A 25839-nucleotide genomic window follows, 5' to 3' on the forward strand; every position below is an offset into this window, starting at 1 on the left:
CGGCATACCGCGGTCAGTCGCCAGAGACCAGTCGCGAAGATGAGCCTCGACGATCAGTCGTCGAACAGGTCGGAGAGGAACGAGCGGCGCTTCTTCTGGGGCTTGTGCCCGTAGCCCTGCCCGTAGGGGTGCCCGTGATGCTGCGGGTTCGGCGAGTACTGCCGCTGGGGAGCCTGCTGGGCCTGCTGCACCGGCGCCTGGTGCCACTCGTTCTCGGCGGCGGTGAGCCGCTCGAGCTCGCCCCGGTCGAGGAAGAGCCCGCCGCAACCGGTGCACTGGTCGACGAGCACGCGGTTGCGCTCGTACTGGCGCATGTCCGAGCCGCACTTGGGACAGGTCAGCGTGGAGTCCATGAACGGCCAACGCGCCCCGTGAGGTCACGGTTCCTCGCCCCGCAGCGCCGCTAGGCCCAGCCGCTGTGCTCAGCTGCCCGGCTCAGCCGCTGGGCTCAGCCGCCGGACGGCGGGTACGGCGCGGCCTTGAGCCGGCGCGCGAGGTGCACCGTGTTGGCCGCCAGGGTCGCCGTGGTCGACGCCACCGTCTCGGGCGTCTCGTCGAGGTCCTGGTAGTCGACGCCGCTCATCGCCTCCCCCACCCAGTAGGTGACGGCGCCGGCGGCGAGGCTGAAGCCGACGTCGTTGAGCGCCTGGAACAGCTCGGCGCTGACGTGGTGCGCGCCGTCCTCGTTGCCGACCACCGCAACGGCGGCGACCTTGCCGTAGGTGAGCAGCCGTCCCTCGTCGTCCTTCTCGGACAGCTCGCCGTCGAGCCGCTCGAGCGCCCGCTTGATGACGCTGGAGGGCTGGCCCATCCAGATCGGCGTCGACAGCACGAGGATGTCCGCGTCCAACATCTGCTGCCGGATGGCCGGCCAGGCGTCGCCAGGACCCATGTCGACCTGCACGCCGGGCTTCACGTCGTGGTCCACGAGCCGCACCACCGTGCCGCCGACACCGTGCTTGCCGAGCTCGGCCAGCACCTGCTCACCCAGCAGCTGCGAGCTCGAACGCTCGGGTGAGGGCGTCAGCGTGCCGACGAGGACGAGGGCGGTCAGGTCGGAGTCCGTCATGGGCCCACCCTCCGGTCGGCGGTGCGCCGGCGCCACTCGAACGACTGCTACTCGACCGGCCGCAGCGCCCGGTCGAGGAAGCCCACGACCCGGCGCTCCCACTCGGCCGGAGCGGTGGCCAGCCCGCCGGTGTGGTCGGCGCCGGGCACCGTCCACACCTCGACGCGGGCGGGGGCCACGGCACGGAGGGCGGCCGCGGCATACCCCTCGTCGGGCCGGTCGCCGGCCGTGACCAGCAGCACCGGCGCCCTGCCCCGCCGCACGCCGTCGGCGAGCGTCCGGGGCGGCGCCAGGCCCGAGAGCGCTGCGGCGAGCCACGTGTGCACGTCCTCGACCCCCTCCTGCACCTGGCCCCTCCATCCGTACCGGGTGGAGAGCCAGCCCAGGTCGGCCGCCTGCCGTCCCGTGGCGCCCTCGGCCACGACCGCGGCCAGCCGCGGGTCCACCGCCAGGGCGCCGAGCGCCTCCTCGCCGCCCATCGACAGACCCACGGCCGCGATCCGGCCCGGGTCGGTGCCCGCCTCCGGCGAGGAGAGGTATGCCGTCGCCGCCGCGACGTCGCGGTCGCCGTGCCACCCGAGGTCCATGGCCCGCCCCGTGCTCGCACCATGCCCGCGGGCGTCGGGCAGGAGCACGCCGTAGCCGTGCCGGGCGAGAACCGCCGCCTGCCGCAGCGTGGAGGACCGGGTGGAGCCCGAGCCGTGCAGCAGCACGACGGCCGCACCGTTGCGCGTCGGCACGTACCAGGCGGCGAGCGACTCGCCCCGGGTCACCGGGAGCCTCACCTCACGGAACGGCAGGCCCACGCTGGCCGGGGTTCGTCCGTCGCCCGGGTCGGCAGGCACCATGGTCGCGGCCACCGGGACGGCCACGAGGTCGACGACGAGCAGGGCGGCCACGGTCAGGCCGAGGGCGGCGGGCACGCGCCACCAGCCGTGGGCGGCGCGTACGCCGGCCACGATGCCCACCGCCACCAGCGCCACGCCGAGACAGAGCGCCAACAGCCCGGCCACCGTGGCGGGCGACCACCCGACCTTGGCCAGGTGCGGCAGCCCCAGGCCGCCGCCGGCGCCGACGAGCACCGCACCAAGGACCAGCACCACGACGCCCGCCGCCGGACCGACCCGGCGCTGCCGGTCGGCGCCTGCACGGCGGGCCATGCCGCGGCCCTCGTCAGGCGGGAGTCCGCCGCGAGGCACGGGCGACCGCGACCGCCACCAGGGTGACGCTGCCGCCGAGGAAGACCAGGCTCACGAGGAACAGCCCCACGCCGACGCCGCCGAGCCAGGGCACCTCGGCCCCGAACCGGACGGAGGCCGAGACCCCCGGCGAGCCGTCAGCGTTCATGACGACACCGGACCAGCTGCCGGTCTCCGGTCGCCACACCATCGCCTGCGTACCGGCTCCCGCGGCCCGCGAGACCCAGATGTCGAGGTCGGTCGGCGCCGCCGGCGGAGCGCCACCACTGATCTCCTGGCCGTTGCGCGTGCCGTTGTTCCGGAAGGTGTGGGCCACCCCGGAGAGGTACGCCCTGACGTCGCTCGAACGCGCGACCCCGACGAAGACCGGGACGCCGGACCGGTTCGAGGTCACCTCCATCCGCACGTCCCCGATGAGGCGCCCCGGCAGGGTCCGGTCAGCCGAGGACTGGAGCAGGATGCTTCCGATGACGGCGTAGCCACCCGACTGCCACGTCTCCGAGGGCGTCATCACGAAGCCGTCCTCGCGGAAGGCCCGGTCGGCCACCACCATCGCCCCACCGGCGGCGAGGCCGCCGAGGGACATGAGGCCGACGAGCACCCCGACCACCACGCTGACGATGCGGCCACCCGTCCAGCCGGACCGGGGGGGCGGGGGTCCACCGGGCGCACCCGGGGCACCCGGGCCGCCGTAGTACGTACCCGGGTAGGGCTCGGCGCCCGCGTAGGGCGACCCCGCGGCATACGGCTGCTGTGGTGCGCCCTGCACCTGCTGTGGCGGCCCCTGGGACGGAGGCGCGGCCTGCCCCGGTGACGACGGCGGCATGGCGGGGTTCGGGGCCGACGATGGACCGCCCGCCTGGCTGGTCACCACGAGCGCGTGCGGCTCGTGGGGGCCCATGTCGAGGCGGAAGGGCGGGTACTGGTCGGTCATCAGCCCGACGTACGCGGCCACCCGCAGCACCCACCGGTTCAGGCCGAGCAGCAGGTCGTAGATCGGCCGCGGGTAGGAGCCGGTGAACAGGAGCACCACGGCGGCGATGAAGGCGAGCAGGCCCACGAGGCCGGGGCTGTCGACGTACCTCCACCGGTTGTCCTCGAACGCCCAGCGGCTGCCGCCGACGATGAAGGCGATGACGAGGTAGTGCGGGATGGCCAGCAGCCACCACTTGACGAGGACCAGGCCGCGCGACAGGTGGTGGGGGTAGTCGATCTGCAGGTGCGTCGGGTAGTCCGGCACCTCGGCCAGCGTGAACGGCGGGTAGCGGTCGGTGGCCAGGGCGCCATAGGCGTAGTAGGCGACCCGCCACGTCCAGCGCATGACGCCGACGTTGAAGTCGAAGATGGCCCGCGGGTAACTGCCGGTGAACAGGATCGCGAAGAAGGCGACGATGCTCAGGACCGTGAACGCGATCCAGAGGAAGGCCAGGACGATGTAGTGCGGCACGGCCAGCAGCCACTTCACCAGCCACAGCCAGCGCGAGGCGACCGGCTCGGTGGTGGAGTCGACGTGGACCGGGTAGCTCGGCCGCGGAGGAATGGTTGCGGTGGTCATGGGTGTCGTTCCTCAATCGGCTCGTGGTCCGGGTGGGTTCCCGGTCCTTCAGGGCCGCTGTCGGTGTCATGGTCCGATGCGATCTGGCCGGCGATCCGCGTTGCCCAGCAACGGATCTCGTACCAGTCGCGGTAGTCGCCGTCGCCGGCGTGCAGCCGCCTGGCTCCGAGGCGCTCACCCCGGGAGAGGCAGGACAGGTCGAGCCGTCCGGCGAAGACCCGGTGCTCGCGGGCGTGGGTCAGCCGGCCGGCCCTGGTCGCGTCGGCGACGTCGTCAGTCGGGCGCGGGGGCTCCCCCACCGGGCCGCTGGAGAACAACCAGACGTCGCGGTGCGCGAGGTCTGGCTCGAGGCGGGCGGCGAGGTTGCGGGCCTCGGGCAGCCAGCGACCGCGGTAGACGGCGCTGCCCAGCACCACGGCGTCGACGCCGTCGAGCGTGTCGACGGCCTCGGGCTCGAGCACCTCGGCGCTCCGGCCGGCCGCGCGGAGCTGGCGGGCGATCTCGCGCGCGATCGCCTGCGTCGCACCGTGCCGGCTCGCTGCCGTGACGAGGACTGTCATGCGTTTTCCTCCCTGCCCTCGTCGCCAGTGTTCGACCGCGCCGGAGGCAGGGCACAGGGCCGGATGGCCCCCTCGTGCCGTGGGGTGCCGGATCCGACGCCGGCTGGGCGCACCGGGTCGGCGCCGAAGCCGGCTGGATGCCGCGAACCGGGTCAGGGAGCGGCGGGAGGCTCCTCGCTGCGGCGCTTGAGCCCGACGGCCTCGAGGTTGACGTAGCGGTCGACCAACCCGGCCATGCAGCGGCCCACCAGCTCGCCGACGACGCCCCGTTGCTCGAGCTCGAGCGTGACCCTGGAGCCGTCGCGACGGCGCTCCACGAGATGGCGGCCCGTGCTCCGGAACCCGGGCAGGCCACTGGTCCAGGTGAAGGACCTTCCCGGCTCGACGTCCTCGACCGTCCAGACGGCGACCGGGAGGCGGGGCTGGCGCAGGCGCACCCTCGAACCCACGTCGAAGTGACCCGTGTCGAGGCGCTGGGCCTCGCTCACCGACGCGGTCCACTGGGGCCACGCCTCGACGTCGGCCATCACGGCCCACACCCGCTCGGGCGGGGCGTCGATGTCGATCGTGACCCTGGCATGCACGGCGGCTCCTCGGCTGTCCCGGTGCCTCGGCTCCTCGGCAGCCATGCGCCCTGGGTGCCCGAGGGACCATTGCCCCTGTTGGACAGCGTAGGCGCGGACGAGGCTGGGCGCAGAGCCCCGGCGGCGGCTGACCGCACCCTGCGCGGCCGCGTTCCCGGGCGGGAGGTGACATGTCCAAGACCGGCAGGCGACGCATCGGCCCCGTCGACACGATCTGGCTCAACATGGACCGGCCCAACAACCTGATGGTGATCACGAGCCTGGTGTTCCTGGAGTCCGTGCCGGACTGGGACGAGGTGCGGCGCATCGCGCAGGAGCGGTTCATCGACCGCTACCCCGTCTTCAGCCAGCGACCGGTGACCTCGGCCATCCCGGTGGGCCTGCCGTCGTGGGAGTACGACCCGGACTTCTCGCTGGACCGCCACCTCATCCAGGAGACCCTGGAGGCGCCCGGCGACGACGCGGCCCTGCAGGCCCACGTGGAGCGCTACCTCCCCCACGCGTTCGACCGGAACCACCCGTTGTGGGAGATCCACCTCATCGAGGGCTACGGGTCGGGTGCGGTCGCGTTCTTCCGGATCCACCACGCGCTGGCGGACGGCATCGCGCTCACCCGGGTGCTGCTCTCACTGACCGACGACGGGGCATCCGTCGACGACGAGCAGCCCTCCGAGGACATGAGGGCTTCGACCACGTCGGGGCCTGTCTCGCTGGTGTCGTCCGGTGTCTCCTTCGCCCGCGGCACCGTGGAGCAGGCCGCCCGCATGACCAACCCCGCCGAGCTCGCGCGCACCCTCAACGTCGGTGCCCGCACCGGCAAGGTGGTGCGCGACCTGCTCTTCATCGAGAACCCGCCCAACGTGGTGAGCGGCACCCCGGGCCTGCACAAGCGGATCGTGTGGACCCAGCCGGTGCCGCTGGGACCGCTGAAGACGGTGGGCCGGCTTGCGGGAGCGACCCTCAACGACGTGCTCATGAGCGCCGTCGCCGGGGCGCTGTACCGGTACCAGCAGGAGCGCGGTGCGACCCCCGTCGACCTGGTGACGATGGTGCCCGTCAACCTGCGACCGCTCGACAAGCCGCTTCCACGCGAGCTCGGCAACCAGTTCGCCATGGTGTACTTCACGTTCCCCAGCAGCATGGACGGTCGGCTGGCCCGCCTCGCCGAGACGAAGCGCCGGATGGACTGGCTCAAGGGGTCACCCGAGTCGGTGCTCACCTTCGGGCTGATCACGGCCATCGGCTTCAGCACACCGGTGCTCGAGCGCTACCTCGTGGACTTCTTCGCCAACAAGGCGATCGGCGTCACCACCAACGTGATGGGCCCCCGCGAGCCGCGCACGTTCGCCGGCGTGCCGGTGACGGGTGTGCTCGGCTGGGTGCCAGGGTCAGGCACCCACACCGTTGGTGTGTGCCTCTTCACGTATGACGGGACCGTCCGGGTCGGGTTCATGGTGGACGTCGGCGTCGTCTCCGAGCCGGAGTCACTGCTCGTCGCCTTCGAGGACGAGCTGGGCGCGCTGGTGCGCCTCGGCCGCGACCGAGACCTTGACCGAGAGGAGGGAGCGGCGCATGCCAACCGACACCGCAACCCAGTCAGTCGAAGTGTCAGCCACACAGGCCATCGTCCTGGAACTCCTGCGCGACGTCGCAAGCCAGCCGGAGTGGATTCCGCAGATCCTGGAGGCGGAGGTCCTGAGCAGTGACGAGCAGGGGCGGCCGCTGACCGCGGCGTTCGCCGCGTCGACGAGCGTGGGCACCGACCGCTACACCCTCGCGTACGAGCACTCCCCCCACGGGATGAGCTGGTCGATGGTCAAGGGGCGCCTGCAGACCGGTCAGGAGGGCGTGTACACCCTCGAGTCGGCGGGCCGCGGGCGGACGAAGGTCACCTACCACCTGACCGTCCACCACAACCTCCCGCTCCCGGGGTTCATCCGGTCGCGGGTCATCAAGGGACTGGTGTCGGACACCCTCACCGGGCTGCAGGGCCGTTTCGCGGTCGACCGACTTCACCGTCCGAGCTAGCAGTCGAGCTCGAACCACACCGTCTTGCCGGCGCCGCCGGGAAGGGGCGCGGTGCCCCACCGCGAGCTGAGCGCGCCGACGATGAGCAGGCCGCGTCCGTCCTCGGCGTCGAGGTCGTAGCCGCCGGGCTCCGGGCGGTGCGGGTTGGCGTCGCTGACCTCGACCCGCACGACGTCGGGCCCCGGCCAGAGGCGCACCGCCACCTCCCCACGGCCGTGCCGCACCGCGTTGGTCACCAGCTCCGTGGCGAGCAGCACGGTGTCCTCGCGCAGGAGGCGGTCGAGGCCGCGTGAGCTCTGACGGATCCAGCGACGCACGGCGGAGGCGGCCTCCGGGCCGTCGGGGAAGGAGGCGGCGTAGGGCGCGGCAGCGTACGAAGGCACCCGCCCGACGTGCAGCGCACCGTCGAGGCTGCGGACCACCTCCGTCGGGAGGCTCGGCCGCGCCCCCGACGTGAGGCCCTGCCGCGTCCCGGACGGGCGACTCAGCCCGACCTCCGGCGTCAGGCTGCGGGCGACCTCGGCCTGGAGCGCGGGGTGGTCAGGAGCCGTCACCGGCTCCGGACGGCTCCCCAGGACGTCCGCTCCTTCACGCTCGGCTGTGCCTGCGCGCATCGGCACGCGGGCGACCAGCAGGGCGATGTCGTCCTGGCGCTGGTTGGCGGAGGTGGCGACGAGCAGCTCGGTGGCGAGCGCCTCGACGTCACCTCGCTTGCGCCGGGCGGTCGCTCCCACCAGCTCGACGAAGGACTCGAGCCCGTCGAGGCCGGTGGCCCGGTCCTCGACGATGCCGTCGGTGTAGAGGATGAGCACGCCGCCGGGCGGCACGACGACCTCCGCCTCCAGCCGCTGGGGGTTGGGCGTGCCGAGAGGCGGTGACCCGCCATCCTCCAGCAGCAGGGTGCGACCCTCGTCGTCGACCAGGATCGGTGGCAGGTGCCCCGCCCTGGCCACCCGCGCGATGCCGGTCTCGGCGTCGAGGAGCACGTAGGCGACGGTGGCGATCTCGTCGACCTCGAGCATCGAGTGCAGCCGGTCGAGACCGCGCAGGACCGCAGCAGGTGAGGGATCAGCGCTGGCGAGCGAGCGGACAGCGGTGCGCATCTGTCCCATGACGGCCGCCGCGCGCAGGCCCTTGCCCATGACGTCGCCGACGACCAGCGCGACCTTGTGGCCGTCGATCGGCACGCAGTCGTACCAGTCGCCGCCGACCCGAAGGCCCGCCTCGCCGGGAAGGTAGCGGGCCGCCATGGCGAGGTCCTCGCGTGGGGACAGCGTCGGCGACAGCAGCGACCGCTGCAGGGTCGCGGCCGCGTTGGCCTCGTTCTCGAAGGCGAGGGCCCGCCGCAGCGCCTGGCCACCCTGGCTGGCCTGCCCGGCGAGGACCTCTCGCTCACTGGCGCTGAGGCGGTGGGGCACGGTGTCCCACACGACCAGCGTGGCCAGGCGCTCCCCCGCCACGCGGATGGGCAGGACCGCCAACGACGCAGCCTCCTGCAGCGGGGTGCCGGCCGGGACCCGCGCCCGCACCTCCTCGGGCGTCTCGAGGAACAACGGCTGCCTGGCCAGGGGCGCCAACGAGGAGACGTAGGGGGCGTCCCACCCGGTGCCGGAGGTCTCGGCGGCTGGGCTGCTGCCGTGACCGACGCGGCCCAGCACCACCGTGTCGGCGTGGTCGCGGCTGACGAGGAGCACGGCTCGGCGCAGTCCGCTCGCGGTCACGGCGTCGCGGCACAGCGCGTCGGCGACCTCTGTGGGCGTGACGGCCTTGGCGAGGTCCTGCGCGCAGCCGAGCAGCTCGCGGGTCAGCCCGAGGGACGTTCGGAGCTCGGCCTCTCGGCGGTCGAGCTCGCTCTGGGTGTAGGACTCGGTCTCGGCGAGCCGGGTGAGCACGGAGTAGACGGCACCGACCGCCAGCACGGCATACGTGGCCACGCGGAACGAGAGGCTCGCCCACCAGACGGCGCTGAAGCGCTCGGCGGCGAAGGCGTTGAGGAGGACGTCGTAGAGCGCGAGCGACAGGGCGACGCCCACCCAGGTCCTCAGGGTGGTCGCCGACCGCCCCGCACGCCGGACCCAGACCACGGCGACGACCGCGGTGAACGCGACCATGACGTACTCCGTCGCGAGGAGGATGGGCGTGAAGGTGGTGTCCCTGCGGAGCAGCACCGGAAGGGGGACGAGGTCGACGGCCAGGAGGACCGCCACCGCGACTCCGAGCACCAGCGCCGGCACCCGCCACGAGCCCGGGGCCCCGATCGCCCCGGCCAGTGCGCCCCCGACGAAGGCGAGGTGGAACAGCAGGTAGAGGGCCGCGCTGGCCTGGTCACTGGTCCCCAGCGGCCCTCCTCCCGGGAGCACCGCTGGGAACGACACGAGCTGGAGGACCATGGCGAACCAGCCGACCGCGAGGCCCGCGCTCACCCAGCTCAGGGCGGGGTCGACCTCGGCGCGCCACCGCATCCCGATCACCACCACGGCGAAGGCGGCGCTGATCGGTGCGGCGGCGAAGAACACCACCGAGAGACCCCGCGGTGGCACGATGTCGAACGACAGAGCGGCCCCGTACGCGAGGGAGGCGAGGGCGCCTATCGCGACGGCGGCATACAGGTCCAGGCGTCGCTCAGGGCGCGGCCGCCGGGGGTCCATCTCCCACGGCACAGCCGCCGGCTCGGCGACCTCACGGGCAGCCATGACCCACCCTCTCCGCAGGCCCGCCGACACTGCGGGGGACACGCTGCTGGCCCATCTGCTCTCCTCGAGGGACGACACCACACGCCGCGCCGACCCGACAGGGGTGACACGGACCGGGCCGGCCATCACCCGGGTTGGGTGATCGGGGGAACCGGCTCAGGCACGGGGCGCCGCCCGCCCGCCTGTTCAGTGTGCGGTCAGGCGGGTCGCCGTGGGTAGGCCGTTAGCCCCTTGGTGCCGTGGTGACGGGTGTGCGGGCTGCCGTCAGGCAGCGGACCGCGTGCCGTACGAGCCGCGCTCCAGGTCCGCGACCACGGTGGGGCGGTGCGGCCGCCATCCCAGGCCCCGCCGGGTGCGTTCAGCGGAGACTCGCTGGTCGCACGCGAGCGCCTCGGCGAAGGGCTCGCCGAGGACGGCGGCCGCCTCGGCGAGCGGCCAGGCACGAGTACCCGACACACCGGCGGCCGTCGCGGCTGCCGCCGCGATCTCCCGGGTGTCGACGCCCTCTTCGGCGACGCCGTGCAGGACGCTTCCCGCCGGTGCGCTCCGTAGGGCCATGACGAAGAGGTCGGCCAAGTCGTCGACGTGCACCATGGGCCACCTCACCAGACCCTCACCCACGTGGCGCCCGGCGCCGTCCTCACGAGCGCGATCCACCAGCAGGGCAGGTATGCCGCCGCCACGCCCGTGGGCCACGCCCGGGCGGATGACCAGGCCCCGGACCCCTTCTGCCGCGGCCGCCAGCACCCGCCCCTCGAGGCGATGGCGGTAGCCGACCAGGGGCAGGGGCCGGGTCGGGCTGTCCTCGTCGAGCAGGTCGGCCTCGCCCTCCAGGGCACCCAGCACCCAGGCGCCGCTGGTGTAGAGCAGGGTGCGGCCGGTGTCCCGCAGCGGCGAGAGCAGCGCCTCGAGTGCCGCCGCGTCGGCTGCCTCGTCGCCCAGTGGCGTGGCCAGGTGGACGACGGCGTCCACGTCCGGCGTCACGGACGCCCGCACGGAAGCGGGGTCGCGCAAGTCCCCCTCCACCGTGTCGACTCGGTAATCGAGGGCGTGTGAGCCGTCGGCTGGGCGGACCAGCGCTACGACGGCATGGCCTTCATCGAGCAGTCGCCCGGTCACGACGTGACCGAGGTAGCCGCTCGCGCCGATGACGAGCAGGCGCTGGTGGGGGCGGGCGTGGGGGTCCTGGGGGTGGCGCATGAGATCTCCTCCTGACGAATGCTTAGCGGACTGTGGTCCGTTTAGATTGCCGAAGGTAGTGGACTACAGTCCGGTTAGTCAACGGCTCTCCGTTGTCGCAACCCACCCGAGGAGGCTCCGTGCCGACGCCACCCACCGGTATGCCGCTCGTCCCGACGCCGCGGGCACCGCAGCGAAAGGAGCGGGCCGACGCGGCCCGTAACCGCCAGCGGGTGCTGCTCGCGGCCGAGGAGCTGTTCGCCAGACGGTCGGTGGAGTCCGTGACGATGGACGACATCGCAGCGGCCGCCGGCGTCGGAAAGGGAACGCTCTACCGGCGCTTCACCGACAAGGGAGGCTTGGCGGCCGAGCTGCTGAGCGAGCGTGGGGCCGAGCTGCAGAGGGCCATCCTCGAGGGACCAGCGCCTCTCGGCCCCGGCCCGGCGGCCGGAGCAGACTCCGGCGCAGGTACCAGCGCAGGTACCGGCGCAGGCACCGCGGCGGATCCCGCCGCGCGGCTCGAGGCGTTCTGCGCGGCCTACCTCGCCTTCCAGGAACGTCACCTCGACCTCGTCCTCCTTTCGGAGACCTCGAGCCCCGGCGGGCGACTGCGGAAGCGGTCGTACGAGTTCTGGCGCCAGCACACCGAGGTGCTGCTCCGCGCGGCACACGTTCCCGACGCGCGCGTGCGCGCCGAGGTGCTGCTCGCCGCTCTGTCCGCCGAGCAGGTGCGCCACTGGACCAGGAACGAAGGTCGCACCCTGGACGACCTCACCGTCGCACTGACGGGGGTGGTGCGCAGTCTCATCGGCAGCCCAGCCGCGTGAAGGCGGAGCGGTCGGGTCCCGGTACGCTGACGACCCGGATCGAGGACACCGTGGCACCGAACGCTGGCGCCCGAGGCGGTGTCACTCGATCCCGCGGCCCCCAGGAGCCGCGGGCCTCTAGCTCAATTGGCAGAGCTGCGGACTTTTAATCCGTAGGTTGTGGGTTCGAGCCCCACGGGGCCCACTGGCATTTACCGCTGGTCAGAGCCCCAAAACGTCTTCTTCGAGGGCCGACGCCATCTGGTCGGCAACGCTCAGCTCGTCCGGTCGGCCGCTCTGGCGCAGGCCGGTGACGACCCCTTCGCGGTCGGCCCGTGACCGGTTCTGGCTGAGTTTCGCCTTCCCCTCGACCTTCGACACGGTCAGCTCCACACCGACGATTCCGCGCAGCTGTCCCTCGATGTACGCGCTTGGTGCGTCGGTGACGTGCCAGGGCGCCGGGCGTCGCTGCTCGTGTTCGTTGGTCAGCTCCTCGACGGCCATGCGGAGCCACTCTGGGTCGTGATGCGCGCGCGCCATGCCGGTCAGGTGAACGGCGCTGTAGTTCCAGGTGGGCACGACCTTGCCGTGCTCTGCCTTCGCGGCGTACCACGTCGGAGACACGTAGGCGTCGGGGCCCGTGACGATGAGGAGCGCTGGTGTCTCGGAACCGATCTCGCGCCAGTGGGGATTCGCCTTCGCGACGTGGGCGATCACCGTGTCGTCTCGCCAGATCACCGGCAGGTAGGTGGCGGAGGGGGCCGCAGCGTGACCATTGGTCACCAACCAGCCTGCGCGCACATCAGCGACGAGAGCGCGCAGCTCCTCTTCGTCCTCTGCGAGGTTGAACGGCGGTGTGTACACGGTTCTCACGCTAGATGACGACCACAGCGCTGAGGGTGAGGCGCAGCCAGACGGTGCCAGCAGGGGTGGCTCTCACCTCGCTCGGCAACGGATCACGACGGCGACCTGGTCAGCCTGGCCCGAGGAAGAGAGCGACCGTGACGCCGAACAGGACGTGGGCGGCCAGACCAACGGTCGCGGTCTGCGGCCCGTAGTTCCGGCCCAGGAAGCCTGGAGCCTCCATGAGGGCGACCTCCGTTGCGTCGCTGACGTCGTTGCCCATCCGCGGGTGGACGAGCGGCAGCAGCACGTTGATGAGGGCGGTGCCCGCGAAGACGCCGTGCCCGGCCCCGAACAGGGCCCCGAGCCACCAGTCGTGGCGGCCCACCGCCGCGAACAGCGCGAGGTAGACCAGGGCGAACAGCTCACCGAAGAGCAGGTGGAGCGCATAGCCCAGCGCCTTGGCTCTCGTGCGGTCGGCGGTCACCGCCGTGCCGAGCAGGAAGGGCAGGTCGATGCGCGTGAGGTGCAGCTCCGTGGCCGCGCGCAGCACAGAGGTGAGGACCACGGTGCCCACGAGGCCGCCGGCCACGGTCTGGAGGACGGTCATGGTGCATCGAGCAGGGCCGAGACCTCGGCGGCGGCGCTGATGAGGGCCAGGTGGCTCAGTCCCTGGGGCAGGTTGCCGAGGAAGTCCCCGGTCTCGGGGTCGATCTCCTCCGCCAGCAGACCGACGTCGTTGGTGAGAGCCACGAGCCGGTCCACGAGGGCGGCCGCCTCCGCCACTTGGCCGGTGCGCGCCAGCGCCTGGGCCAGCCAGAACGCGCAGGCGACGAAGGCACCCTCGCCACCGGCCAGGCCGTCCTCGCCGGTGTAGCGCTGAAGGAGGTCTCCGCGCCCCAGGCCTCGGCGGATGGCGGCCACGGTGGCGCGCCACCGCTCGGACGTGCTGTCGCCGTAGCCGGCCAGCAGCCCGAGCAGCACGCTGGCGTCGAGGTCGTCGCTGCCGGCCGACCGGGTGTAGCTGCCGACACGTGCCGAGTAGCAGCGCTGCTCGACGAAAGCGGCACACGCCGCTGCCTCGGTTCGCCAGTGACTCTGCCGGCCGCTCGGGAGCAGCCCAAGAGAGGCCATGCGGTCGGCCCGGTCCAGGGCCACCCAACACATCATCGTGGAGTGGGTGAAGTGCCGTGGGGCACTCCGCACCTCCCAGATGCCCGCGTCAGGCTCGCGCCACCTGTCGGCGACCAGCTCGGCGACCTGCGCCAGGCGACGTCCGATGTCGGGATCGAGCGTGCCTCCGGCCTGCACGTGCAGCCACACACAGTCCATCAGCTCGCCGTAGGAGTCGAGCTGCAGCTGGGTCGCGGCGGCGTTGCCGACCCGGACCGGTCGAGAGTCCCGGTACCCCTGCACCGGCAGCACCCGTTCGCGGGCCCGCGGGCCCCCGTCGAGGCGGTAGAGCGGTTGCAGCCGTGGGTGGGTGAGCTGAGTGGCCTGCAGCAACCACCAGAAGTACGCCTCGGCCTCCGGCGTACAACCCAGCCGCAACAACGTCCCCAACGTGAAGGCGGCGTCCCGGACCCAGGAGTAGCGGTAGTCCCAGTTCCGCGCTCCCCCGATCAGCTCCGGCAACGAGGTGGTCGCCGCTGCCGCCACCGCGCCCGATGGGCTGAAGATCAGTGACTTCAGGACCAAGGCGCTGCGAAGCACACTGTCGTCCCACGGCCCGTGACACGCCAGTGTGCCGGACCACCGGCGCCACTCCTCGACGGTGAAGTCGAACCGTTCCTCCAGGTCGGCGGCCGTGGGCAGCACCAGCGGCTCCCCGAATGCGCCGCACAGCGCAACCACGCTGCGGGACCCGGCCGTGGTCGTGAAGGCGCCACAGATGCGCCCGTCCACCGTCGACGGCATACCGGCGTTGACCGGGAGCACGGCGACGGCCTCGGCCCCTGCGGTGGCGACCGGCACGCCAGCCCTGCGGCCAAGCCGTACCCGCCGCTGGCCGAAGCCGAACCGCACGTCCACCGACCAGGCCATGGAGACGCTGCCCGTCACTCCCTCCACGCGGCGCTGGAGCTCACGCATCGGTCCCAGCCGGCGCCCTTTGAAGGTGAGGGCGTCGAGCACACGGACCGAACCCGACGCCGTGTGGAACACAGTTTCCAGCACGTCGGTGCCCGGCAGGTAGCGACGGTGCACCGTGTACGCCTCCACCGGCGCCACCGTGAAGGACCCGCCCCGACCAGGGTCGAGCAGCGCGGCGAGAAACGCGTCCGAGTCGAGGTTGGGCCAGGCGAGCCAGTCGATGGCGCCGTCCTCCGCCACGAGGGCGATGCTGCGGCCGTCACCCAGTGCCGCGTAGCTGCGCAGCGGCAGGAACCCACCCTCGCGGCGGGGCGCCGGGACTGCAGAAGCCTGTCCGCCGGCCCGCGACCGGCCTTCGGCAGCCGGGGCGCCGTCGTTCCTCATGTCCGTACCGAGGCGTCCAGGTCGGGCAGCGGCACGTCGGGGTCGGCCAGGAGCGAGAGGTCGACGAGGGAGCCGGAGCGGATGAGGTCCTGCACTGCGTCCATCTGGCCCCACTCGTTCACGCCCATGCCGGCCGCCACCCGCCCGTCCCTGAGCCAGAAGGCCATGAACCGGCCGGAGGCCTCGTCACCGCGCACCACAACATCATGCGCCACCGTGGGATCCACCCATCCCGTGTACTCGAGGCCGAGGTCGTACTGGTCGCTGAAGAAGTAGGGCAGCCGGTCGTACGGCGCGTCCACGCCGAGGATGGACGCGGCCACGGTCTCGGGCTGGTGGAGCGCGTTGTCCCAGTGCTCGACACGCAGGTGACGACCCAGCGTCGGGTGCCAGGCGTTGGCCGTGTCACCGGCCGCGTAGACGTCCGGAGCCGAGCTGCGCAGGCCGGCGTCGACCACGATGCCGTTGGACACCTCGAGCCCCGAGCGCTGGGCCAGCTCCGTGCGGGGCTGGGCGCCGATGCCGACGACGACGACGTCGGCCGCGAGCACGGTGCCGTCGCCGAGCAGCACTGCGGCGACGCGGCCGTGACCCTGCGGCAGCAGGGCTCTGACCTCCACACCGCCGCGTACGTCGACGCCCCGGTCGCGGTGCGCCCTGAGCAGCACGTCCGCCATCCGGGTGCCCAGCACGCGCTCCATCGGCACCGGCGCCTGCTCGAGCACGGTGACCTCCGCACCCCGCGACCTCGCCGCGGCGGCGACCTCCAGCCCGATCCAGCCACCGCCGATGACGACGGTGCGCGGAGCCCCCGCCAGCGCGGCATACAGCGCAGTGCTGTCCTCGACGGTGCGCAGGTGGTGGACACCTCCGAGGTCTGAGCCCTCCACGCGGAGCCGTCGTGGCGCCGCGCCGGTGGTGAGCACCAGGGACTCGTAGCGGAGGGATGCCGAGCCCGTGAGGGAGACCCGGTGGGCCCGCACGTCGACGTCGGTGACCGGGCAGTCCGTGATGAGGTCCACGTCGTGCTCGGCGTACCAGCCCTCGGGGTGGACCTGGACCTTCTCGCCGACCGGGCCGTCGATGAGGCCCTCCTTCGACAGGGCGGGCCGCTCGTAGGGCAGGTGGCGCTCCTCCCCGACCAGCACGATCCCGCCGCCGTACCCGCCCGCCCTCAGCGCCTCGGCCGTCTTCGCGCCGGCGAGGCCGGCTCCGACGATCACCACATCGTTCGCACTCATGAGATCTCCTGAGTCCCTTGGCCTGTCAGCGTCGGTAGGTGAGAGCGAGGAACTCTGCGTGGGAACGGCCGTCGTCGCGCAACGTTCCCAGCAGGCTGGACGTGATCGTGGTGGTGCCCGGGGCCTGGACACCGCGAAGCGTCATGCACAGGTGCTCGGCCTCGATGACGACGCCGACGCCTGCGGGCTCGAGCTGCTCCTGCAGCCAGCCGGCGACCTGTGTGGTGAGTCGCTCCTGGACCTGCGGCCGGTGCGAGAAGTGCTCCAGCACCCGCGCGAGCTTGGAGAGGCCCAGGATGCGCTCACCCGGCAGGTAGCCGATGTGGGCCGTGCCGACGAAGGGCAGCATGTGGTGCTCGCACAGCGACCGCATGGGTATGCCGCGGGCGACGATGAGCTCGTCGTAGCCGCCGTCGTTCGGGAACGTCGTCAGCTCGAAGGGCCGAGGAGTGAGCAGCTCGGCCAGTGCGGCAGCCATCCGCTCGGGTGTGCGGCGCAGTGACTCGCCCTCGAGGTCGATGCCCAGACCGCTGAGGAGCAACCGAGCGCCCGAGACGGCTGTCTCCGGAGCGCGGTGCGGCCTCGGCCTGCCTGCTCGTATGCCGCGCGCCGCCTTCTCGAGCGGGTGTGCGGGCTCGGCGCCGGCGGCCGCGGCGGTGCCGCTGATGGAGGTGGTCACCATTGTGGGTCTCTCCTCGGTTCGCGTTCGGTCCTCGGCGACGCTGCGTCCGGCGGTGGCCGGGCGGCAGGGGGAGGCTGACACGGTGTTAGAGGGCCCGGGGCGCGCGAGTCTTACCGAGTTCCCGAGAGAGACCTACCCTGAGCGGATGTCCTCAGACGTCTCCGCCCAGCTGCAGCAGTTCTACGACGCTGAGATGCGCGACCGGGCGTCTCGACCACTCGGTGACGAGCGGACGGACCGGGTCACGGCGTTCCTCGCACACTGTCGCGAGCGCGGCATCCGATCGGTGCTCGAGGTCGGTTGCGGCGCAGGCCGCGACGGCACCCTCATCGCGGACGGTGGGTTCGAGTACGTCGGTGTCGACGCCTCTCGCGAGGCCGTGACCGTATGCCGTGAGCTGGGCCTCGTGGCGGCTCAAGGGAGCGCCACTGCACTTCCGTTCGAGGCGGACCGGTTCGACGCCGCCTGGTCCATGAGCACCCTGATGCACCTGCCGGGGAACGCCTTGGCGAGGGCCCTGGCCGAGCTGCGACGTGTGGTCCGTCCCGGTGGCCTCGTGGAGATCGGCGTCTGGGGGCACACGTCGAACCGCGAGTGGGTGAAGCCCGACGGCCGGTTCTTCAAGCACCGGTCGGACGACGAGCTGCGCGGCGAGCTGGCGAACCTCGGAGAGGTCGTCGACTTCGCCACCTGGGACTGGTTCGACGACGGCGGCCACTACCAGTGGGCGAGAGTGGAAGTGGCCACGACCACGGCCTGAGCGTCGCGCTCGTGGGCGGCTGCCTGCCGTTCGAGCCGGGCGACCTCACCGAGGCCGACTGCCCGCAAGGCTCCCGCGACCTGGTCGACGCTTCGCCGGTAGCGCACCAGCACGACGTCGTGGCCGTGCCGACGGTAGGCCTGCGAGACGTCCTGGACGCCGGTTCCCGACTGGAAGGCGACCAGCACCACGCCGCCCGGACGAAGGACCCGACGGAACTCGGACATCGCGGAGGTCAGCGCCGCGTCGTCCCCGTGAATCGTCGAGTACCACGAGAAGACGCCGTCGAAGGACGCGTCGTCGAACGGCAGGTCGGTGATCGAGGCGACCTGCGTCGCGAACTCCGGGTGGTCCGCTCGCGCGCGTCGCACCATCTCCGGGGAGAGGTCGACCCCCTCGGCCACGCAGCCGAGCTCGGCCAGGAGCGGCAGCATCCGCCCGGCCCCACAGCCGGCGTCCAGCACCCGCCGGTCACCGGTCAGCAGCGAGGCGAAGTGCTCGACCATCGCCAGCTCGGGCGGCAGCTCGGGTTCGGTCGTCCGGAAGCGGTCGGCATACGTGTTCGCCACCTCGTCGTAGGCGACCCGGACGGCCTCGTCCGTCTGCGGGGCGTTCATGCGCCGACCGCCGTGGCAACAGGCACCATCTTGCGCCGGGTCCAGCCACGCACGGGGCCTCGGGTCACCGCGAGCGCCTGCACGACGTAGGCGAGCGCCAGCGGCGCGAGACGGCTCGGCTCGTCCGGGATGCCCGACATCGCCAGCACCGCACCGATGACGGCCACGACGACGAAGACACGACGCGCGAGCTCGCTGCGGCGGTAGATGCGGTAGAGCAGGAGCAGCGACACGAATCCCCACAGCAGGTGTGGCCCGGGGCCGGCTTCCGGGTACGTCGTCAGCCACTCCTGCGCGACAACCGCTCCTGCACCGACGGCCAACCAGCCTCGAACGACTGCCTTCTCCCCCATGGACGGAGTGTAGGGCCGGCCCACCCGGCGCCACCGGTCCTCGGTTCGATCATCGTGCCGAGGGGCGCCCGTAGGGGTAGACATGGGAGGTGGTCACCGAGTCGCCACTGCTGCTGGGCCTCGACCTGGCCGGCACGTTCGCGTTCGCGCTGAACGGCGCCCTGACGGCGGTCAAGGTGGCCAAGCTCGACGTCGTCGGCGTCGTCACCCTAGGGATGGTCACGGCCCTCGGCGGCGGCATCATCCGCGACATCCTGATCGACTCGCTGCCGCCCGCGACGTTCAGCGACTGGCGGTACCTCCTGGTGGCGGCGGTGGGAAGCTTGGTCGCCTTCGCCTTCAGCCGGTCACTGAGCCGGTTGAACGCGCCGATCCTCCTGCTGGACGCGGCCGGCCTGAGCCTCTTCGCGGTGACGGGGGCGAGCAAGGCGATGGACTTCGGTGTCGGCGCCGCCCAGGCGGCCATCCTGGGCACGATCACCGCGGTGGGCGGAGGGACGCTCCGCGACATGTTGATCGCCCGCGTCCCGGTGATCTTGCGCAGCGAGCTCTACGCCATCCCTGCCCTGGTTGCCGCCACCGTGGTCGTCGTGACTGAGAAGGCGGGGGTCTACGGCACCGTCGCCGCCATCGCCGCGGCCGGGCTGTGCTTCACCATCCGCGTCGTGGGGCTGCGGTACCGGCTCAACGCCCCACGACCACCCGGCGCCCGGCACGACTGAGCGCGACTCACGGCGGGTGATCGCGCGCCACGCCGTGGTGACGGGCCGCGACCACAGCCACCAGTAGCCGACCCCCAGCGCCAGCGACCCCACGAAGGCCGCCACGGGGTGGCCCCAGAGCACCTCGAGCGCCTGCCAGTGGATGACGTAGATGTAGAGCGACGCCGCCGCGAGCACGCGCACCACCGGCACGAGGAACGACGGCACCCGGGTCACCGGGAACCACAGCATCACGAGGACGACCGCGATGGTCAGGCCGTCGCGCGCGTGGTTCCACGAGAAGGTGCCGACCATCCCGACCACGACCAGCGACGCGAGCACGCGCTGCCGGACCGTGACGGCCCGCGCCAGTGCCCAGCCGAGCAGGAACAGGTGCAGCACCACGAGCGCCGACCCCTGCATGCGCGGCACGGGCAGGGGAAGCCACGGCACGCGGAAGAGGAGGTATGCCGCGCCGGCCAGCACGAGTGGGAGCCCGAAGGGATGGCGGTGGTCGAGCCACGCAACCAACCGCGACCGGGTCAGCACCGCGACCACGACGAGGGCCAGGATGACGGCCTCGACGAACCAGAACCGCCAGGGCGGGCCGAGCCTCGCGTCGCCGAACACCCAGTTGGCCAGGAACAGGTTGCGGGTCTCGTAGTAGCCGCCGAGCAGGTGTGCGGTCACGATCACGGCCAGGGCCGGCGCAGCCACCCGCGAGGCTGCCGAGAGGATCCTGCGCGACCGCTCCGACGGGTCGGGGCCAGCGAGCTGGAACCGGGCGAGCTGGTAGCCGGCGATGACCAGCAGCGCGTTCGCCGTGCCCTGGAGGGTGAAGAGGTGCGCGTGCGTGCCGACGATGAGGACGATCGCGAGCGCCCTGAGCCAGATGCTGGACTCCATGGCCTGCCACCGGAGCCGACGCACGCGGCCCCACGTCCAAGGGCGCGCGGAGCCCGTTGCGACAGAACGGTTCTCGGGTGAAGTCACCGGGCCGGTGGCGGCCGCCATGCGCTCGAGGTCGGCCACCGGGGTCAGGTGCCAGCTCGGGGGGAGCTGCCCGAGCAGGGCCTCCAACAGGATCGAGGCCTCGACGTAGGACAGCGAGTCGCCCCCGAGGCCGACGAACGTCGAGTCGGGCTGGACCTCGACCCCGAGGACCTCGGCGTAGACCGATCCGGCCGTGGCGGCCGGCCTCACCGCCCGGCCCGCGGCTCCTCGGTCCGCCAGGCCGCCGGCTCCCCGGTCTGCCAGGGCCAGGAGCGACGCGTGGTCCGGCTTGCCGTTCTCCAGCAGCGGGAACTCGTCCACCGCCACGACGCGAACCGCGTCACGCGGCACCCCGCTGCGCTGGATCACCGCTCGGCGCAGGGCTTCTCGCCGCGGCGCCGGCAGTGCGCCCACGGACGCGACCGCGAGCAGGCCGTCGCGGCCGGCGCAGCGGACGTCGAGGCCGTCGTGGTGCAGCCGGCGCTCGAGGACGTCGAGGTCGACCCGGTGGCCGAGCACCTTGACGAACCGGGAGCGTCGACCGGTGATCCTCAGCAGTCCGTCGGGCGTGAGCTCACCGAGGTCCCCGGTGTGCAGCTCGTCGACCGTCCGCCCGAGGGCGAGGTCGCCGGGGTCGTGGGCGTAGCCCAGCATCACGTTGGGGCCGCGGTAGACGACCTCGCCGTCGACGAGCTCGACCTCACCTCCGGGCACCGGGACCCCGACGGTGTCGGGGTGCTCCGCCGCGAGGTGGGCCGGGAGGGTGGTCATCCGGGCGGTGGCCTCCGACTGGCCGTACATGACCACGAGGTCGAACCCGCGCCGGCGACCGATCTCGGCGAAGCGGCATACCCGCTCGGGGTCCATCCGGCCGCCCGCCTGGGTGACGTAGCGCAGGGAGGGCAGCTCGCGGTCGGCGAAGCCGCTGCGCTCGAGGAGCTCGAAGGTGTGCGGGACCCCCGGGAAGGTGGTCACCCCGGCGGCAGCGGCGGCCCGCCAGAAGCACTCGTCGACGACCGATGCGTCGGTGAGCATGACCCCGGCGCCGACCGAGAGGTGGGTCGTGAGCACCGACAGGCCGTAGCAGTAGGTGAGGGGCAGGGTGAGGGCGGCGCAGTCGTCGGCCCGCACGCCGAGCGCGTCGCGGATCTGCTGGGCGTTGGCGGCGAGGTTCTCGGCCGACAGCCGCACGAGCTTGGCGGCGCCGGTCGAGCCGCTCGTGCTGAGCAGGAGGGCGAGCTCGGGGTGCAGGTCGTGGGCCGGCTCCTCGCGGCGGACCTCGACCCGGCCGCGCGAGTCGATGACGACGTCGGGCGCGTAGGCCTCCCTCAGCGCCCGCGCCGGCCCCGGGGCGCTGAGGAGGACGACGTGCCCGGCCGCATGGGCGCCGAGCAGGGCGGCGACGGTGTCGGCGCCGTTCCCGCCCTCGACGTGGACCAGTCGTCGCGTGCCGGCGAGGCCGGCAGCCATCGCCTCGACGCGGTCGGCGAGCGCGGCATACGTCACCGGGCCGTCGGGCGTGTGCAGCGCGACGCGGTCACCGTGTCGCTCGAGGCCGGTGACCCACGGCAGCGTCCGCGTCGCGGCGACGAGGTCGGGGGTCAAGGTCACGGCGGCAGTAAATAAGGTTAGGCACACCTAACGCAAACCCACCCCCGGGTTGGGACCGAGGCCGCCTCCTCGGTTACGCTTCCTCCCGGACTAAGGCAAGCCTTGCCTACGGCCGAGCGCCGCCGCAGTCCGCGCAGCACCCCCGACCACCGCCCCCGCCGACCACCGCTGGAGACGCTTCCGTGAGACACCGCATCACCGCCCTCGCCGCGGCCCTGGCCGCCGCCACGCTGGGCCTGGCCGCCTGCGGGAGCGGAAGTCTCGAGGCGTCCGGCGACCTCGACAGCTCGAAGCTGACGATCTACAGCGCCCAGCACAAGAACCTCACCGAGGCGTGGGGCCAGAAGTTCCAGAACGAGACCGGCATCAAGGTGCAGGTCCGCTACGGCAACGACTCCTCCATGGGCGCACAGCTCGTCGAGGAGGGCGCCAGCTCGCCCGCCGACGTCTTCCTCACCGAGAACTCCCCCGCGATGACGACCGTGCAGCGCGCCGGGCTCCTCGCCCCGGTCGACCCGGCCACGGTCGCGCAGGTGGAGCCGCAGTACGTCCCGTCCTCGAAGGACTGGGTCGGCATCGCCGCCCGCTCGACGGTGCTGGTCTACAACCCGTCGAAGATCTCCGAGGCCGAGCTGCCCGCCTCGCTCATGGACCTCGCCGACCCTAAGTACGCCGGCAAGTGGGGCGCGGCCGCCGGCGGCGCCGACTTCCAGGCGATCGTCTCCGCCGCGCTGGCCCAGGAGGGCGAGCAGAAGACGGAGGCGTGGCTGAAGGCGCTGAAGTCGAACGCGAAGGTCTACCAGAACAACATCGCCACGATGAAGGCCGTCAACGCCGGCCAGTCCGCGATGGGCGTGATCTACCACTACTACTGGTACCGCGACCAGTCCCTCGACAAGGCGAGCAGCGGCAACACCAAGCTGCACTACTTCAAGAACGAGGACCCGGGCGCGTTCGTCAGCCTCTCCGGCGGCGGCGTCCTCAAGAGCAGCAAGCACGCGGCCGACGCCCAGAAGTTCCTCGCCTTCGTCACCAGCAAGGCGGGCCAGGACATCCTCCGGACGACCAAGGTCAAGGAGTATGCCGTCGGCAAGGGCGCCCAGTCCGACGCGGCGCTGCCGCCGCTCGCGTCCCTCGAGGCGCCGAAGATCGACCCGTTCACCTTGAACGGCCCCAAGGTCATCGAGCTGATGACCCAGGCGGGGCTCCTCTAGGTGACCGCCACGCCGACCAGGACGGTGCCGACCCCGGTGGGGCCGGCACCGTCTCCGGCGTCCCGGCCCGCCCCCTCCGGCGGCTCCGGCTCCTCGCCCTGGCTCCGGGTTGCGGCCATCGCGGTCGCGCTGCTGTGCGTGCTGCCCCTCGTGGTGGTCGTCGCCAAGGCGCTCGAGTCCGGGGTTGGCGAGGCGCTGGCCCTGGTCTGGCGACCGCGGGTCGGCGAGCTGCTGCGCAACTCCGTCTCCCTCGTCGTGCTCACCGGCGTGCTCTCGACCGTGATCGGCGTCGGTGCCGCCTGGCTGGTCGAGCGCACGGCCCTGCCCGGCGCGTCGTTCTGGCGGGTGGCCTTCGTCGCGCCGCTGGCGGTGCCGGCCTTCGTCAACAGCTTCGCCTGGTCGGCCCTCGTGCCCGGCCTGGAGGGCCTCGCCGGCGCGGTCATCGTCACCACGCTGTCGTACTTCCCCTTCGTCTTCCTGCCCGTGGCCGCCCTGCTCCGCACCGTCGACCCCGGCCTGGAGGAGGCCTCGCGCGCCCTCGGCCACGGGCCGTGGCGCACCGCGCTGCGAGTCGGCCTCACCCAGGTGCGACCGGCCCTGCTCGGCGGGGTGCTGCTGGTCTCGCTGCACCTGCTCGCGGAGTACGGTGCGCTCGAGATGCTCCGGTTCCCGACCTTCACCACGGCGATCCTCGACCAGTTCGAGGTGGCCTTCGACAGCCGCTCGGGCAGCGTCCTCGCGACCATCCTGATCGGCCTGGCCACCACCCTGCTCACGCTCGAGCTGCTGGCCCGTGGGCGCACCCGGCACGTGCGCCTCGGCTCGGGCACCGCTCGTCGCGCGCCCCGTGCCAGGCTCGGGCGGGCCACGCCGCTGGCCCTCCTCGGTGTGCTCGCCCTGACCGTCCTCGCGCTCGGGGTGCCCGCGTGGAGCATCGGCACCTGGCTCTCGCGCTCCGACCAGGCCATGGAGCCCACCGACCTCGGCCCGGCCCTCTGGTCGACGCTCGGGCTGGGCCTGGTCGCAGCCCTCCTCACCACCATCGCCACCCTTCCGGCCGCGTGGCTCGTCGCCCGCAGCCGGTCGTGGGTCGCCGTCCTCCTCGAGCGGGTCACCTACCTCGCGGCCTCCCTGCCGGGCGTCGTCGTCGCCCTGGCCCTGATCACCCTGACCATCACCTACGCCCGACCTCTGTACCAGACGGTCTTCGCCCTGGTGCTCGCCTACGTGATCCTGTTCATCCCCCGGGCCATGGTGGCCACCCGCGCCGCCATCGCGGCGGTCCCGCCCGAGCTGGGCGACGCCGCCCGAGCGCTCGGCGACAGCCCGGTGCGCGCGTTCGTGCGGGTGCAGCTGCCGCTCATGCTCCGCGGCACGCTGGCCGGTTCGGCTCTCGTCTTCATCGCCGTGACGACCGAGCTCACGGCCACCCTCCTGCTCGCACCCACCGGGACCCGGACCCTCGCCACCGCCTTCTGGGACGCGAGCGCCGCGCTCGACTACGCGGCCGCCGCGCCGTATGCCGCGGCGCTGGTCGTCCTGTCCGCCCCGCTGACGTACGTGCTGCTCCGCGGCAACCACGAGGAGCCACTCACATGAGGACCCTCCAGCTCACCGGCATCCGCGCGTCACACCCGCGCACCCCCGTCCTGAAGGACGTCGACCTCACCGTGCCCGCGGGCACGACCACAGCCGTCCTCGGCCCGTCCGGCTGCGGGAAGACGACGCTCCTGCGCGTCATCGCCGGGTTCATGCGACCGGAGGCCGGCGAGGTCCGCCTCGGCGACGAGCTGGTCGCCGGTCCCGACACGTGGGTGCCGCCTGAGCGCCGCGGCTTCGGCTACGTCGCGCAGGAGGGCAACCTCTTCCCGCACCTCGACCTCGCCGGCAACATCACCTACGGCCTGCCGCGCCGTGAGCGCAAGGACCGCGCCCGGGTCGGTGAGCTCCTCGAGCTGGTGGGGCTGCCCGCCGACTTCGCCACCCGTCGCCCCGACCAGCTCTCGGGAGGCCAGCAGCAGCGCGTCGCCCTGGCGCGCGCCCTGGCCCGCCGCCCGGGCATCGTGCTCCTCGACGAGCCGTTCTCGGCGCTCGACCCCGAGCTGCGGGTCGCGACGCGCGACGCGGTGGCCGCAGCGCTGCGCCACGAGAACGCGACGGTCGTCCTGGTGACCCACGACCAGGCCGAGGCGCTGTCGTTCGCCGACCAGGTCGCGATCATGCACGCCGGTCGCTTCACCCAGGTCGGCGCGCCGCCGGTGGTCTACCGGACCCCCGCCGACCGGCGCTCGGCCACCTCGCTGGGCGAGGCGTGCTTCCTCCCGGGGAGCCTGGTCGACGGAGCCGTCACGTGCGCGCTCGGCACCCTGCCGGTCTCCGCCGCGACGGGTTCGGGAGCCTGCGAGGTGGTGATCCGACCGGAGCAGCTGCACCTGTCCGACCCGACGCCCACGGCGCCGCTCGCGCTCGTCACCCGCACCGAGTACTTCGGTCACGACGCCCTCGTCGAGCTGCGTCCACTCCACGCGCCCACCGGTGAGGCGTTGCAGCTGCGCGCCCGGGTGCCGGGTGGTGCCACCCCGTCCGTGGGCGACACCGTCGCCGTCCACGTCATGGGCGAGGCCCACATCCTCACGCTCGAACCCACGACCACCCTCGCGGAGCACGGGGCGTAGG

At 72.6% G+C, this 25839-nt stretch carries 23 protein-coding genes, 1 tRNA gene and 1 pseudogene; 9 read left to right on the forward strand and 16 right to left on the reverse strand.

The window, feature by feature from the left end:
* Positions 1-53: 53 nt before the first annotated feature.
* The 6 genes from BMW78_RS08930 to BMW78_RS08955 all read right to left on the reverse strand — a co-directional run bounded on the left by BMW78_RS08930 (position 54) and on the right by BMW78_RS08955 (position 4967).
* The gene (locus BMW78_RS08930; RefSeq protein WP_091758475.1) at positions 54-353 is read right to left on the reverse strand and encodes a TFIIB-type zinc ribbon-containing protein; all 300 of its coding nucleotides are present in this window, start codon (positions 351-353) and stop codon (positions 54-56) included.
* A gap of 95 nt (positions 354-448) precedes the next feature.
* Positions 449-1069 (reverse strand): flavodoxin family protein, encoded by a 621-nt coding sequence (locus tag BMW78_RS08935; RefSeq protein ID WP_091758477.1) that lies wholly within the window; start codon positions 1067-1069, stop codon positions 449-451.
* 47 nt (positions 1070-1116) lie between these two features.
* Positions 1117-2229, reverse strand: a complete 1113-nt coding sequence (locus BMW78_RS08940) for an alpha/beta hydrolase (protein ID WP_091758479.1) — start codon at positions 2227-2229, stop codon at positions 1117-1119.
* Positions 2230-2242: 13 nt separating this feature from the next.
* Positions 2243-3823, reverse strand: a complete 1581-nt coding sequence (locus BMW78_RS21010) for a DUF4389 domain-containing protein (RefSeq protein WP_091758481.1) — start codon at positions 3821-3823, stop codon at positions 2243-2245.
* Positions 3820-4383 (reverse strand): flavodoxin domain-containing protein, encoded by a 564-nt coding sequence (locus BMW78_RS08950; RefSeq protein WP_091758482.1) that lies wholly within the window; start codon positions 4381-4383, stop codon positions 3820-3822. The genes BMW78_RS21010 and BMW78_RS08950 overlap by 4 nt, the downstream gene beginning before the upstream one ends.
* A gap of 152 nt (positions 4384-4535) precedes the next feature.
* On the reverse strand, positions 4536-4967 hold the full coding sequence (locus BMW78_RS08955; RefSeq protein WP_245735757.1) for an SRPBCC family protein: 432 nt from the start codon (positions 4965-4967) through the stop codon (positions 4536-4538).
* Positions 4968-5137: 170 nt separating this feature from the next.
* Between BMW78_RS08955 and BMW78_RS08960 the strand changes: the two genes are divergently transcribed.
* The gene (locus BMW78_RS08960; RefSeq protein ID WP_218144291.1) at positions 5138-6673 is read left to right on the forward strand and encodes a wax ester/triacylglycerol synthase domain-containing protein; all 1536 of its coding nucleotides are present in this window, start codon (positions 5138-5140) and stop codon (positions 6671-6673) included.
* A complete protein-coding gene (locus tag BMW78_RS08965; protein ID WP_218144292.1) occupies positions 6573-6995 on the forward strand; it encodes an SRPBCC family protein in 423 nt (140 codons plus the stop codon). Before BMW78_RS08960 ends, BMW78_RS08965 begins: the two co-directional genes overlap by 101 nt.
* Here BMW78_RS08965 and BMW78_RS08970 read toward each other — a convergent pair.
* Both BMW78_RS08970 and BMW78_RS08975 read right to left on the reverse strand, forming a co-directional pair.
* Positions 6992-9688 (reverse strand): ATP-binding SpoIIE family protein phosphatase, encoded by a 2697-nt coding sequence (locus BMW78_RS08970; RefSeq protein WP_091758488.1) that lies wholly within the window; start codon positions 9686-9688, stop codon positions 6992-6994. The two genes, BMW78_RS08965 and BMW78_RS08970, sit on opposite strands and share 4 nt — an antisense overlap.
* A 264-nt stretch (positions 9689-9952) precedes the next feature.
* Complete coding sequence (locus BMW78_RS08975; protein WP_091758490.1) at positions 9953-10888, reverse strand: NAD-dependent epimerase/dehydratase family protein; 936 nt, start codon at positions 10886-10888, stop codon at positions 9953-9955.
* Positions 10889-11007: 119 nt separating this feature from the next.
* Here BMW78_RS08975 and BMW78_RS08980 point away from each other — a divergent pair, with 119 nt between their 5' ends.
* Together BMW78_RS08980 and BMW78_RS08985 are read left to right on the forward strand one after the other, a co-directional pair.
* Positions 11008-11694: a TetR/AcrR family transcriptional regulator gene (locus BMW78_RS08980; protein ID WP_218144293.1), complete on the forward strand. Its 687-nt coding sequence runs from the start codon at positions 11008-11010 to the stop codon at positions 11692-11694.
* Between the two features lie 111 nt (positions 11695-11805).
* Positions 11806-11878, forward strand: a tRNA-Lys gene (locus BMW78_RS08985).
* 17 nt (positions 11879-11895) lie between these two features.
* Here BMW78_RS08985 and BMW78_RS08990 read toward each other — a convergent pair.
* The 5 genes from BMW78_RS08990 to folE all read right to left on the reverse strand — a co-directional run bounded on the left by BMW78_RS08990 (position 11896) and on the right by folE (position 16914).
* On the reverse strand, positions 11896-12537 hold the full coding sequence (locus tag BMW78_RS08990) for an FMN-binding negative transcriptional regulator (protein ID WP_091758493.1): 642 nt from the start codon (positions 12535-12537) through the stop codon (positions 11896-11898).
* A 109-nt stretch (positions 12538-12646) separates the two neighbouring features.
* Positions 12647-13126: a hypothetical protein gene (locus tag BMW78_RS08995; protein WP_091758504.1), complete on the reverse strand. Its 480-nt coding sequence runs from the start codon at positions 13124-13126 to the stop codon at positions 12647-12649.
* Positions 13123-14991 carry a glycoside hydrolase family 15 protein gene (locus tag BMW78_RS09000; RefSeq protein WP_091758506.1) on the reverse strand — a complete coding sequence of 623 codons (1869 nt, stop codon included), beginning with the start codon at positions 14989-14991 and terminating at the stop codon, positions 13123-13125. Before BMW78_RS09000 ends, BMW78_RS08995 begins: the two co-directional genes overlap by 4 nt.
* Positions 14988-16232: an NAD(P)/FAD-dependent oxidoreductase gene (locus tag BMW78_RS09005; RefSeq protein WP_091758508.1), complete on the reverse strand. Its 1245-nt coding sequence runs from the start codon at positions 16230-16232 to the stop codon at positions 14988-14990. Before BMW78_RS09005 ends, BMW78_RS09000 begins: the two co-directional genes overlap by 4 nt.
* Before the next feature lie 25 nt (positions 16233-16257).
* The gene (folE, locus tag BMW78_RS09010; protein WP_091758510.1) at positions 16258-16914 is read right to left on the reverse strand and encodes a GTP cyclohydrolase I; all 657 of its coding nucleotides are present in this window, start codon (positions 16912-16914) and stop codon (positions 16258-16260) included.
* Between the two features lie 145 nt (positions 16915-17059).
* On the opposite strand from folE, the gene BMW78_RS09015 reads away from it, so the two are divergent.
* Complete coding sequence (locus BMW78_RS09015; RefSeq protein ID WP_177180326.1) at positions 17060-17674, forward strand: class I SAM-dependent methyltransferase; 615 nt, start codon at positions 17060-17062, stop codon at positions 17672-17674.
* On the opposite strand, the gene BMW78_RS09020 is transcribed toward BMW78_RS09015, so the two are convergent.
* Positions 17632-18291 carry a class I SAM-dependent methyltransferase gene (locus tag BMW78_RS09020; RefSeq protein WP_091758514.1) on the reverse strand — a complete coding sequence of 220 codons (660 nt, stop codon included), beginning with the start codon at positions 18289-18291 and terminating at the stop codon, positions 17632-17634. The two genes, BMW78_RS09015 and BMW78_RS09020, sit on opposite strands and share 43 nt — an antisense overlap.
* Positions 18288-18644, reverse strand: coding sequence for a hypothetical protein (locus BMW78_RS09025; protein ID WP_143056194.1), 357 nt, complete (start codon positions 18642-18644; stop codon positions 18288-18290). Before BMW78_RS09025 ends, BMW78_RS09020 begins: the two co-directional genes overlap by 4 nt.
* Positions 18645-18733: 89 nt before the next feature.
* On the opposite strand from BMW78_RS09025, the gene BMW78_RS09030 reads away from it, so the two are divergent.
* Positions 18734-19366: a trimeric intracellular cation channel family protein gene (locus BMW78_RS09030; RefSeq protein WP_091758518.1), complete on the forward strand. Its 633-nt coding sequence runs from the start codon at positions 18734-18736 to the stop codon at positions 19364-19366.
* Positions 19367-20992: 1626 nt separating this feature from the next.
* Here BMW78_RS09030 and BMW78_RS21180 read toward each other — a convergent pair.
* Positions 20993-21808 (reverse strand): annotated as a pseudogene (locus BMW78_RS21180) (AMP-binding protein); the annotation flags it as partial.
* A 323-nt stretch (positions 21809-22131) separates the two neighbouring features.
* On the opposite strand from BMW78_RS21180, the gene BMW78_RS09040 reads away from it, so the two are divergent.
* Genes BMW78_RS09040 through BMW78_RS09050 form a run of 3 tightly spaced genes read left to right on the forward strand, consistent with a single transcriptional unit; the run spans position 22132 to position 25838 of the window.
* A complete protein-coding gene (locus BMW78_RS09040) occupies positions 22132-23163 on the forward strand; it encodes an iron ABC transporter substrate-binding protein (RefSeq protein WP_091758520.1) in 1032 nt (343 codons plus the stop codon).
* Positions 23164-24762, forward strand: a complete 1599-nt coding sequence (locus BMW78_RS09045; RefSeq protein WP_091758522.1) for an ABC transporter permease — start codon at positions 23164-23166, stop codon at positions 24760-24762.
* On the forward strand, positions 24759-25838 hold the full coding sequence (locus BMW78_RS09050) for an ABC transporter ATP-binding protein (protein ID WP_091758524.1): 1080 nt from the start codon (positions 24759-24761) through the stop codon (positions 25836-25838). Before BMW78_RS09045 ends, BMW78_RS09050 begins: the two co-directional genes overlap by 4 nt.
* Position 25839: the final 1 nt, after the last annotated feature.

This window comes from Pedococcus cremeus, from assembly GCF_900111375.1.
GTDB lineage: Bacteria > Actinomycetota > Actinomycetes > Actinomycetales > Dermatophilaceae > Pedococcus_A > Pedococcus_A cremeus.